The organism is Solibacillus daqui (assembly GCF_028747805.1).
In the GTDB taxonomy this organism is placed as follows: domain Bacteria; phylum Bacillota; class Bacilli; order Bacillales_A; family Planococcaceae; genus Solibacillus; species Solibacillus daqui.
This window is the reverse complement of the sequence record NZ_CP114887.1, coordinates 1,360,242-1,372,058: the sequence shown is the minus strand read 5'-3', so window position 1 is coordinate 1,372,058 and position 11,817 is coordinate 1,360,242. Positions and strand designations below refer to the sequence as shown.

12 protein-coding genes are annotated in these 11,817 nt (G+C 37.9%); 6 read left to right on the top strand and 6 right to left on the bottom strand.

Annotated features, from left to right (window positions below):
• Positions 1-95 precede the first annotated feature (95 nt).
• Positions 96-728, bottom strand: coding sequence for a hypothetical protein (locus tag O7776_RS06475; RefSeq protein WP_274309777.1), 633 nt, complete (start codon positions 726-728; stop codon positions 96-98).
• A gap of 206 nt (positions 729-934) precedes the next feature.
• Between O7776_RS06475 and O7776_RS06470 the strand changes: the two genes are divergently transcribed.
• Positions 935-1,756 carry a squalene/phytoene synthase family protein gene (locus O7776_RS06470; protein ID WP_274309776.1) on the top strand — a complete coding sequence of 274 codons (822 nt, stop codon included), beginning with the start codon at positions 935-937 and terminating at the stop codon, positions 1,754-1,756.
• A gap of 53 nt (positions 1,757-1,809) precedes the next feature.
• On the opposite strand, the gene O7776_RS06465 is transcribed toward O7776_RS06470, so the two are convergent.
• From O7776_RS06465 to O7776_RS06455, 3 genes are read right to left on the bottom strand one after another with little or no spacing between them, the layout of a single operon-like run.
• Positions 1,810-2,160: a DUF4181 domain-containing protein gene (locus O7776_RS06465; RefSeq protein ID WP_274309775.1), complete on the bottom strand. Its 351-nt coding sequence runs from the start codon at positions 2,158-2,160 to the stop codon at positions 1,810-1,812.
• 14 nt (positions 2,161-2,174) lie between these two features.
• Positions 2,175-3,503 carry a D-serine ammonia-lyase gene (locus O7776_RS06460; protein WP_274309774.1) on the bottom strand — a complete coding sequence of 443 codons (1,329 nt, stop codon included), beginning with the start codon at positions 3,501-3,503 and terminating at the stop codon, positions 2,175-2,177.
• On the bottom strand, positions 3,496-3,963 hold the full coding sequence (locus O7776_RS06455; RefSeq protein WP_274310455.1) for a YaiI/YqxD family protein: 468 nt from the start codon (positions 3,961-3,963) through the stop codon (positions 3,496-3,498). Before O7776_RS06455 ends, O7776_RS06460 begins: the two co-directional genes overlap by 8 nt.
• Positions 3,964-4,134: 171 nt before the next feature.
• Between O7776_RS06455 and gdhA the strand changes: the two genes are divergently transcribed.
• Positions 4,135-5,499, top strand: coding sequence for an NADP-specific glutamate dehydrogenase (gene gdhA, locus O7776_RS06450; protein WP_274309773.1), 1,365 nt, complete (start codon positions 4,135-4,137; stop codon positions 5,497-5,499).
• Positions 5,500-5,553: 54 nt separating this feature from the next.
• Here the strand turns inward: gdhA and O7776_RS06445 are convergent, their stop codons facing one another.
• Complete coding sequence (locus O7776_RS06445) at positions 5,554-5,976, bottom strand: universal stress protein (protein WP_274309772.1); 423 nt, start codon at positions 5,974-5,976, stop codon at positions 5,554-5,556.
• 179 nt (positions 5,977-6,155) lie between these two features.
• Between O7776_RS06445 and O7776_RS06440 the strand changes: the two genes are divergently transcribed.
• From O7776_RS06440 to O7776_RS06430, 3 genes are all read left to right on the top strand, one after another.
• Positions 6,156-6,842, top strand: coding sequence for a phosphoribosylaminoimidazolesuccinocarboxamide synthase (locus O7776_RS06440; protein WP_274309771.1), 687 nt, complete (start codon positions 6,156-6,158; stop codon positions 6,840-6,842).
• Positions 6,843-7,161: 319 nt separating this feature from the next.
• Complete coding sequence (gene nhaC / locus O7776_RS06435) at positions 7,162-8,541, top strand: Na+/H+ antiporter NhaC (RefSeq protein WP_274309770.1); 1,380 nt, start codon at positions 7,162-7,164, stop codon at positions 8,539-8,541.
• A gap of 143 nt (positions 8,542-8,684) precedes the next feature.
• Positions 8,685-8,840, top strand: coding sequence for a hypothetical protein (locus O7776_RS06430; protein ID WP_274309769.1), 156 nt, complete (start codon positions 8,685-8,687; stop codon positions 8,838-8,840).
• Between the two features lie 139 nt (positions 8,841-8,979).
• Here the strand turns inward: O7776_RS06430 and O7776_RS06425 are convergent, their stop codons facing one another.
• The gene (locus O7776_RS06425) at positions 8,980-9,840 is read right to left on the bottom strand and encodes a patatin-like phospholipase family protein (protein WP_274309768.1); all 861 of its coding nucleotides are present in this window, start codon (positions 9,838-9,840) and stop codon (positions 8,980-8,982) included.
• 151 nt (positions 9,841-9,991) lie between these two features.
• Between O7776_RS06425 and pepF the strand changes: the two genes are divergently transcribed.
• Entirely contained in the window at positions 9,992-11,800 is a 1,809-nt protein-coding gene (pepF, locus tag O7776_RS06420; protein WP_274309767.1) for an oligoendopeptidase F, read from the top strand.
• Positions 11,801-11,817 lie beyond the last annotated feature (17 nt).

Here is an 11,817-nt window from a genome sequence, read left to right as displayed (position 1 = left end):
TGTACACATGTTAAATCCATAAAAAAACAGGCATACATATTGCTGTTGCAATAAGTTAAGCCTGTCTTACCATTTAAAATAAATACGCCTTTTTTCTATTGTGTTTGAAACTCTTCTGATAGTTTATTCCGCATCCGCTTAAACGTATAATAATTCCCATAATATTGTATACCTTTTGCTTGCTCCGTTGCTTGTTTTGAAAAATCTTCAAAGGCATGTACGTCATGACTCATAAACGCTTTATGTGCTTCAATACTCGAGTTCATCCAGCTCTGTTTAAATGCAGGAACGTCTTCAATTTCTTTTCCTGATACAATATCAATAATATAATTTGTATATTGCCCAACTTCTTTATGTAATAGGCGTTCATTGTAACGATGTGCTTGCTCAAAATCTCCCCGCATCATCGCAAGCAGTGCACCATATGTCCCCTCGTATTTTGTATTTTTATATTTTTTTAATATGACCTCTAAGCTTTCCTCAAATTCCTCATCTGTACCTTCAGCTAATAGCTGCAAACTACGATATATTGGATTTTTACGATTGCTCTTAATAACCTTTTCTATCTTCTTTAGATTTTTCGTATACATGGTAACGTAAAAAAAGTTCCCCATTATCCCAATAAAAAGTACTACTGCTGCGATCGCGATGGTATATGACGGTAAGTTCAACATCCCAACAACCAGTCCAATTATTGCGCCAACCACAATAAATTGTAAAAATTTCAATTCCCTCACTCCTCCCATCTATATTACAATAATCTTCTATAATATATAACAAAATTCCATATGATTTTAAAAATTAGACACTCAAATACAGATAAATATCCACACTTCACCACTAGCAGAAACATTAACAGAACTTTTATTTTCACTTTTTGTCAATTTGCGTTACGATAATAGATGGATGCAATAGATATTGGAGGATGCTTCGTATGACAATCAAACAATTACAAAAAGATGCGATGCGCGTATTAAAAGAAACGAGCCGTACATTTTATATCCCAATTACCTTTTTAGATAAAGAATTAAAACTAACGGTCGCAGCCGCCTATTTAGCTATGCGTGCTATTGATGAAATTGAAGACCACGAAGACGTTTCAAATGAAATAAAAAACACAACCTTATTAAGAGTAGCAGCGATTTTAAAAGCCCCTACATTCGATAACACGGCTTACATCGAGGCATTAGCGCCTGTATCAGATAAAATGCCTGAGGTAACAACACGTTTAGCAGACTGGTTGGAAGTATGTCCACAAGATGCGCGTACAATCGTCATGTCAGCAACGAGCGAAATGGCTGAGGGTATGGCTAAATGGGCACTCGCAAACTGGCAAGTGCATACGAAGGAAGATTTAGACGACTATACATATTACGTAGCCGGCTTAGTAGGTGTCATGCTTTCTGACCTTTGGGAATGGAGCGCAGGCACAAAAACAGACCGCGAGCTTGCAATTGGTTATGGCCGTGGCTTACAGGCAGTGAATATTTTACGTAATGAGCAAGAAGATTTAGACGAGCGTGGTGTAAGCTTTGTACCTGATGACTGGACTCGCGCCGAGCTGTTTGCTTACGCCGAGGAAAACTTAGAAAAAGCCGACCTTTACATGAAAGATTTAGACAAACGTTCCATTAAGTTGTTCTGCAAACTCCCACTCGCATTAGCCCATAAAACGCTACAAGCAATGCGTGATGGCCGTGAAAAAATGTCACGTGCCGAAGTAGAAGCAACTGTGGAAGAAGTACAACAGGATTAAAAAAACAAGGTGTGTCGCTTACGTGATTTCGTAAGTGGCACACCTTGTTTTCATTACATAAACAACGCAATCGCTACACTACATACCGCACAAAGCGCAACGTATGTAAATGAGATAACATGACGACGCTTATCACGTCTAAATAAAAATTCAAAGAATCCACGAATCATAAATAACAGCATGATGAATGCCATCAACAATGCGTAGACTGTTTTCTGATCAAATAGATTTACGGTTACAAATGATAGGAACATAAAGCATAGGAACACTTCTAAAAACAAATGCCAAACGCCCACATACTGATCCATAAATTTTTGGTTCTTTTCGATATTAAATTTCTTGCGTAGCTTTAAATCTAGCATCCCTGCCGCAAATAACGCTACAATGACGATAAAAATTAACACAGCTGTCTTCCCCTCTAAATCTCTGTCTGTAAATACTGCTGACGTAGTTCTTCTGGCACCAAGTCACCACCAGTAGACCAAATAATGTGCGTTGCGCTATCTAGCTTTTGTTGTAAATTATGTTTCTCTAAATACGTAACACCTTGCATCATTAATTCGATTGGTCCATAAACCCCCGCATGTGCAGATGGCTCCATAAAAATATTTTCTGTTTCGAACATCCCTTTTAAACTTCTAAACAAAAAGCTATCGTCCACAGTATAGCATCCACTAATTACGGATTCCATTACTGTCCCTACAAAGCGTGAGGGGCGACCAACTGCTAATCCGTCAGCCTCTGTTTGATTGGTTAAACCAATATCCCCAACACTTATTTCATCATGTAAACCTGTCATCATCCCTAATAGCATACAAGGTGACTGCATTGGCTCACCAAAGAAAATATGGACATTCTTACCGTAAATTTGCTTCAAACTATATGCGACACCACCAGGGCCACCACCAACACCACAAGGTAAATACACAAATAATGGATGATCTGCGTCAACTTTTACTTTCGCTTGCTTTAACTGTTCCTGTAAACGAAGTCCAGCTACAGCATAGCCTAAAAATAAATCAACTGAATTTTCATCATCGACAAAGTGGCATGTGTTATCCTTTTCAGCTGAGATTCGACCTTGACGCACTGCTTCTGTATAATCAGTTTTATGTTCAATAACTTCAACACCGTTTTTACGCAATAAATCCTTTTTCCATTGTTTAGCCTCGACGCTCATATGCACCGTTACTTGAAAGCCTAATCTAGCACTGATCATCCCAATACTTAACCCTAAATTCCCTGTCGATCCAACAGCAATTTTGTATTGGTTAAAAAACGCGCGCATATCATCTGTTGCAAATTTGGCATAATCATCTGATTTTGAGATAAGTCCAGCTTCAAGTGCTAGCTTTTCGGCGTAACTTAATACCTCATAAATGCCCCCACGTGCTTTAATAGAACCAGCAATAGGTAAAGCATGGTCACATTTCAACATGAGTGTCCCTGGAATTGCAAATCCACGGCGACCTTCGATTAACTTTTTCATATATGGAATTTCCTTTAATTCCGATTCAATCAGACCGTTAGAAAACTTTGTAATCGGAAACGCTTCTTTTATATATGAAGAAAAGCGTTGCAATTTTTGCTCTGCTTCCCGAATCATTTCCATAGAAATAGATGAAATCGTTGGCTTTTCTTTATTTAACTGCTCATTTATCCAAAATACATATTGTTGCATTTGCAGCTTTTCAATTAATGGAAAGCTTGCTGTTAAAGCGTTTACATCGATTTTCTGTTCACCCATGGTTGTTCTCCTCCTTCTGCAAAATCGCACGTTCACAAATTTGTCGAAATTTCATTTCAAACGCCAAATTGTTTTCTTCAGTACGCTTTTTAGGTCCCTTTGTGCGACCTCCTGCACGTCTTATTTTCGCATTTTCATAACGAAATGCCAACAGCTGATCTATATTGTCAGACGTCAGTTCTTTTCCGTTATGTGTCAGGACAATTCCACCTTTTGCCAAACACATAGCAGCAAGTCCATAATCTCCTGTAATGACAATATCTCCTCGTTTAAGCTCACTTACGAGCTTAAAGTCGACCGAATCTGGTCCTTTGTCGACAATAATAGTTTTTACATTTTCTCGCTCAATGCGATGAGACGTATCGCAGAATAAGATGGGTATTATCTCAAATTGAGATGAAACAAACAGCGCCAAATCAACAACTGGGCAGGAATCCGCATCAATTAACAGCTTTAAAATAAATATCAATCCCTTCTGAAATTAAGTAATTTTTATTATTTCGATATAACTTTATGAAAACGTTTTCCCTTTCTCACATCAATTTTACAAGCGTATGTCATATAAAATTAAATTGAATTGCGAGATAATTCATACTAATGTATAGCTATTAACAAATTTGGGGGTTACAAAATGACAACAGCATTGCTTAATAATGCAAAACAATACGTTGATAACGTATTCTCAAAATTACAAACAAAGAACGCTCACCAACCAGAATTCTTACAAGCTGCGGAAGAAATTTTCCTTTCATTAGTTCCTGTATTCGAACAACATCCTGAATATATCAAGCATAATATTTTAGAACGTATCGTAGAACCTGACCGTATCGTTTCGTTCCGCGTTGCTTGGCAAGATGATAACAACGATGTACAAGTAAACCGTGGTTACCGTGTACAATACAATAATGTAATCGGGCCATATAAAGGAGGCCTACGCTTCCACCCTACTGTAAACGAATCAATTATGAAGTTTTTAGCGTTTGAACAAATTTTCAAAAATGCATTAACTGGTCAAGCTATTGGTGGTGGTAAAGGTGGTTCTGACTTCGATCCAAAAGGGAAATCAGATGCAGAAATTATGCGCTTCTGCCAAGCATTCATGACAGAATTATACCGTTATGTTGGTCCAGATGTCGATGTTCCAGCAGGTGATATCGGTGTAGGTGCTCGTGAGGTTGGTTACTTATGGGGTCAATACAAGCGTATTCGCGGTGCATACGAAGCAGGTGTGTTAACTGGTAAAAAACCGGGTTACGGTGGTTCATTAGCTCGTACAGAAGCAACTGGCTATGGTTTAATATACTTCGTAAGCGAAATGTTACGTGAGGCAAGTGACACATTTTTAAACAAAAAAGTAGTTGTTTCTGGTTCAGGTAACGTTGCAATTTATGCAATCGAAAAAGCACAACATTTTGGAGCTAAAGTAGTCGCTTGCTCTGACTCTTCAGGATATATTTACGACGCTGAAGGCATTGATTTAAAAATTGTAAAACGATTAAAAGAAGTAGAAGGCAATCGTATTAGTGAATATGTAACATACCGACCTAACGCTGTATTTACAGCAGGATGCGATGGTATTTGGACAATTCCATGTGACATTGCCCTACCTTGCGCAACTCAAAACGAAATTAACGGCGAGCAAGCACGTACATTAATCGCAAACGGTGTAAAAGTCGTTGCAGAAGGTGCAAACATGCCTTCGAACTTAGAAGCAATTAATGAATTCATAGATAACGGTGTATTATTCGGACCTGCAAAAGCAGCAAATGCTGGTGGCGTTGCAGTATCGGCATTAGAAATGGCACAAAACTCTAGCCGTACGTACTGGTCATTCCAAGAAGTTGATTCAAAATTACACGATATTATGAAATCAATTTTCACTGAAAGTTCAGAAGCAGCAAAAAAATATGGCTATGAAGGTAACCTAGTAGTAGGCTCTAACATTGCAGGCTTTATTAAAGTAGCGAACGGTATGCTTGTTGAAGGCGTGTACTAATATACAATGAAAAAACCGCAATCTCCTCTTTGGGGTTGCGGTTTTCAAATTCGCTTAACGTACGACTAATACGTCACATTTCGCATTACGTACTACATTTTCTGATACAGAACCAAGTAAGAAACGTTCTGCACGGTTTAGCCCTGTTGCACCAACAATGATTAAATCCGATTCGGTTAAGCTTGTTAAAATAACTTTTGGTGAGCCCTCTTCAACGATTGTTCGGATTTTCTCAACACCTGCTTCAACAGCTTTTACTTTGTACTCTTCTAAATATACGGCTGCTTTTTCTTTTAATTCTTTCGCATATTTTAAATCATATGCTTCAACTGAACCAAACGAATGTGTATCAATTACACTAACTAGGTGAAGTGTTGCACCTGTTAATTTTGCAATACGTACACCGCGCTCAAATGCAATTTTCGCTTTTTCTGAAAAGTCTACTGCTACGACAACGTTGTGATATGTTTCTACCATGATTACCACTCCTTTACTTAATTGTAGTATAGCAAATGTACGCAACGATTTGCACTGATATTTCCATTTTCAGCAATTGTTGTTAGACGTCTTTCATACAAAAGCGAACAATTTTATATATTCAACGATATAACATTCGTGTTATAATAGAAACGAATTCAAATTGGAGGTTTTTTAGCGTGGAATTAATTTATACTGGTAAAACAAAAGATGTATTTAAATTAGAAAACGAACTTTACTTATTAAAATTCAAAGATGATGTAACAGGTGAAAACGGTGTGTTCGATCCAGGTGCTAACACTGTTGGCTTAACAATCGATGGTGCTGGTTTAGCTGGCCTAAAATTAACATCGTTCTTCTACTCTAAATTAAACGAGCTTGAAGTACCTACACACTATGTAGATGCAAACTTCGAAGAGCAAACAATGACTGTAAAACCTGCAACAGTATTCGGAAAAGGTTTAGAAGTTATTTGCCGTTTCAAAGCAGTTGGCTCATTCTTACGTCGTTACGGTGCTTACGTACAAGAAGGTCAAGATTTAGATGCGTTTGTGGAAGTAACAATTAAAGACGACGACCGTTTAGATCCTCCAATTTCAGAAGATGCATTAGCAATGTTAAACCTTTTAACACACGAAGAATATGCAATTTTAAAAGAACGTACAATTGAAATCGCAAAATTCGTTGGTGCTGAGCTAGCGAAAAAAGACTTAACACTTTATGATATTAAATTAGAATTTGGTCGCGATGCAAAAACAAACGAAATTATATTAATCGATGAAATTTCTGGCGGTAATATGCGCGCATACAAAGGCGCTACTTATATCGAGCCATTAGAATTAGAACAAATTATGTTAGCGAAATAATTGGTTAACAAGGGGGTGTCCGAGAAGTGATTCTGGGACACCCCCTTTGCGCCGAGGATAGAGGCCAACACGATGTTGGTCATGAATGCGTTGTCACAGGATGTGACACTTTTAGCATTCGTTCCTTATTCTGACTACCGCAGAAGCACCGCCTGCAGCGGATAATTAATACACGAACGAAGCACTGCGCGAGAAATATTTACTTTTCGCGCAGCTCCTTTCTATTTCCCCTTCCCTTTTACAACAAAAAGTGTTACACTTACTTTCGTACTTCGACGCGTTGAAGCGCGAAATTATTATACTGAAAGGTTTTGACTTCATGAATCAATCTCAGCACGTAAAGCCTCATGTAATCGAGGCATCGCTCCTTATGCTTAGCATTATTGGGATTATTTCCTATTCAATTATCAAGCTTGAGAGCGTGCCCCACATTCCAATATTAATATCGATTACATTGTTAATTGTCTACGGTACCCTAAAAAAAGTGCCCTATAAAACAATGGAACAAAGTATGGTTCAGTCTGTTTCCTCAAGCATAGGCGCGATTTATATTTTTCTATTAATCGGTGTTTTAATTAGTAGCTGGCTCATTGGGGGGACGATTCCGACACTACTATATATTGGCTTGTCTATTGTTTCTGCGAGTTTCTTTTATGCAATTGTTTTTATCATTACAAGTATTATCGGAACAGCGATCGGCAGCTCACTTACGACCGTAGCTACAATTGGTGTCGCAATGCTTGGTGTCGCAAGCTCAATTGAAGCCTCTCTTGTCATTACGGCAGGTGCGATTGTATCGGGGGCTTTTTTCGGGGATAAGATGTCACCGCTCTCTGATACAACAACTCTTGCAGCAAGTGTCGTTCGTATTGACCTTTTTACACATATCAAAAATATGATGTACACAACGATTCCAGCATTTATACTTTCGCTCATTGGCTACGCGTTGCTTTCGCCAAGTGCACAGAAAATAGATACCGCGCTTATTATTAACTACAAGGATACACTGGTTGCAACAAATTTAATTCATTGGTATTCTGTGATACCACTCATTGTGCTAATTATTTGTACATTATTTAAACTGCCGAGCCTTGTAACACTTGCAATAAGTGCTATCAGCGGTGTTGTAATTGCATATTTCCATAGCACGATTCCTTTAAATGAACTATTTTCGATTTTATATAACGGCTTTTCTATGGAAACAGGTGTAGCCGCAATTGATTCGCTATTATCACGTGGTGGCATGAATAGTATGCTGTTTACCATTATTTTAATTGTGCTGTCACTCTCGATGGGCGGTCTATTATTTGCACTTGGTATTATTCAAGCACTTCTTGAAGCATTGCAAAACAGATTACAATCAGTTGGCTCTGTCATTACTGGTGCTGCGTTTACTGCTATCGGTATTAACTTAACAATTGGCGAACAATATTTATCGCTACTATTAACAGGAGAAGCATTTAAAGAAAAATTCAAGCAACTAAAGCTGCATCCGAAAAACTTAGCACGTGCAATTGAAGATGCAGGAACGGTCATAAACCCGCTTGTTCCTTGGAGTGTATGTGGTTTATTTATCGCATCTACTCTGAATGTTTCCGTACTAGATTACTTACCGTTCGCATTTTTCTGCTTACTTAGTCCAGTCATGACGATTTTATTTGGCTGGCTAAATATCACCATTACAAAAGAAACGCACTAGCATTTATAATTATCTGTTTTGAGCAAATCTATTTTAAGGCAAGCAATTTACACTACGTAATTGCTTGTCTATTTTTTTAAAAACCATCCCTGACTAAAATATGGTAATATTTATTAATTAAATATTTTAGAAGGAGAATCAAAATGGGAATAATATTTTGGGGAATTGGTTTATATGTCGTGATTTTTTTAGCAGTAAAACATGGCATTAATTACTCAGAAGTGGGACTTTATTTAAAAAATAAACAGCAAATCGCTGAACCTCCAGAATTTAGTAACGAAAAAATTGACAAGAGTTAGAGCAACAAAATCAACCTTCAATTAAACAATTTTTTCCAACACAGCAATATTGATTTGTTCATTAAAAAAGACATGAAAAATCTATTATGATTTCACATGCCTTTTCGCTTTAGGCTTATTAATACACCTCATCTTACTTCTAAATTCCTAAAAATTGCTTCAACTCCGGCATTTGCTTTGTTGCTTGCTCGTAGCCCATATGATAGTTCGCCTTCATTTGATCTACCTTACTTTCAAAGCTATTTAGTGCGCGTTCAGGTTTGAAAATGAACGCGTTCCCGTCTTGTTCAAGTTCACTAATAAACTGCATTGTTTCATTATACATATCAGGTCTTTGATTCATTGCAGCCGCTAAACGCGGGTAGCGTTTTTTAAATAGCTTCGTCGCCCAACTTGAAGATTTTGATGCCGCTTTTAAATAGCCTGGTTCACGTGTTAAGATGAGCAAATGTTTTTCAAAGCCCTTTTCAATTGCACGTTTCACCGGAATAGAATCCGCTAATCCACCATCATAATAAGGCGCGTTGCCGATTTTAATTTCTGGAAATAATAGTGGAATCGCGCAAGTTGCTTGTAAAATATCACATGTCTTTGTCATCGTATGTGCTTGCTTGTACTCCACCTTTCCGGTATAAGCATTCGTTACGCCAAATTCCACTTCACCTGGGTAATTATAATATGCATCCCAATCAAATAAATCGAGCTCATTTGGTACGACATTGTAAGCAAAATCGAGCCCGAAAATACTCTTTTCTTTTAAAAAGTTGCGCGTTCCCATGTAGCGTGGATCATTTCGGTATGTCGTTAATACACGCATCGTACGCTCTGGTTGATTCGACATATATGATACCGCATTAATCGCACCAGCCGAAATCGCTGCAATATACGGCATAACGATTTTTTCCTCCATTAACGCATCAAGCACTCCCGCTGTATATACCGTTCGGAATGTACCCCCTTCTAAAATTAAACTGCAATCCCTAACTTCATTCACTGACATCACACTCTTTCATTATTATGAAAATACTTAACTCCATTATAAGGTTTCCCCAAATTTACAACAAAGTATTTATTATTCACATTTACTTCCTAAATATTCTGAAATATGTTATTATTTATTTCGAACTTCGTAACAAATAGGAGGTAATACTATGTCAACAGTAAAGCGTAATGATGTAACTTTGCAAGAAACATGGAATTTACAAGATTTATTCACAACAGAAGAGGCTTACACGGATGCTATTGCAGACCTAAAAGCAATTGTAGATGAAGCCGTAACAAGCTTAGCAGGAAAAATTACGGATGTGGATGGTGCCATAAAGGCAATTGAAGCAACTGAAAAAATCCGAGAGAAAATGATCCCAATTGGAACATACGCAAACCTTGCAATTAGCGTAGAGCAAACGAATACAGAAAATCAATTGCGTTCAGCAGGCTTTGGTTCTTTAGCAGCTGCAATCGCGACAAAGCTATCATTTGTTACAAGTGATTTACTAGCATTAGATGAAGGCGTATTAAAAAAGGCTCAAAACTTAATGCCTGAATACAAAAACTTTATCGATAAATTATTAGTTCAAAAACCGCACCAATTACACCCACAGGCCGAAAAAGCATTAGCTGCATTTGGCGCAACATTTAACGCACCTTATGAACTTTATAACACGACAAAATTAGTTGATATGCAATTCCCGGATTTCGAGGTAAATGGAAAATCTTATCCAATGAGCTACAACTTGTTTGAAGGTGATTGGGAGCTAGAAACGGATACAGAAAAACGCCGCGCTGCTTTTGATGCATTCTCTAGCAAATTACGTGACTACCAACACACTACTGCAAAAACATACAACACACATATTCAAATGGAAAAAACAGAGGCAGATTTACGCGGCTACGAATCCATTTTTGATTCATTATTACAAGACCAGCAAGTAGACCGCTCAATGTATGATCGTCAAATCGATCTTATTACATCCGAGCTAGCGCCACATATGCGCCGTTATGCAAAACTTGTTCAAAAAACACATAACTTAGACAGCATGACATTTGCCGATCTAAAAATTTCATTAGACCCAACATACGAGCCAACGATCACAATCGAAGAGTCGCGCAAATATATGAAAGATGGCTTAGCAATTATGGGCGAAGATTATGCCCACATGCTGGATCGTTCATTTGATGAGCGCTGGATTGATTTCGCACAAAATGCCGGAAAATCAACAGGGGCATTTTGCTCAAGCCCATATGGTGTACACCCATATATTTTAATTTCTTGGACAAGCCGTATGAATGAAGTATTCGTTCTTGCGCATGAGCTTGGTCACGCTGGCCATTTCTATTTAGCAAACGACGCACAGAACATTTTCAATGCACGTCCATCACTTTATTTCATCGAGGCACCATCAACAATGAATGAAATGTTAATGGCCAACTATTTGCTGAAAAACTCAACAGATGCACGCTTCAAACGTTGGGTCATTTCAACAATTATTAGCCGTACTTATTACCACAACTTTGTCACTCATTTACTAGAAGCAGCTTATCAACGTAAAGTGTATGAAATGATAGACGCTGGTGGTACAGTAAACGCACCGAAGCTTAACGAATTAAAACGCGAAGTATTAGAAGCGTTCTGGGGTGATACAGTAGAAATTAACGAAGGTGCCGAGCTTACTTGGATGCGCCAACCACACTACTACATGGGCTTATATCCATACACGTATTCAGCTGGTTTAACAATTTCTACACAAGTATATCGTCGTATTTCTAGTGGAGATGAGTCAGCGGTTGCAGAATGGATTGAAGTATTAAAAGCTGGTGGTACAAAAACACCGCTAGAGTTAGCGCAAATGGCCGGAGTAGATATTTCAACGGAACAGCCTTTACGCGATACAATTGCATTTATTGGCGAGTTAATAACACAGCTTGAAGAACTAACAGTAGAAATCGAAGCTAAAATATAATAATAAGCGATGGGACT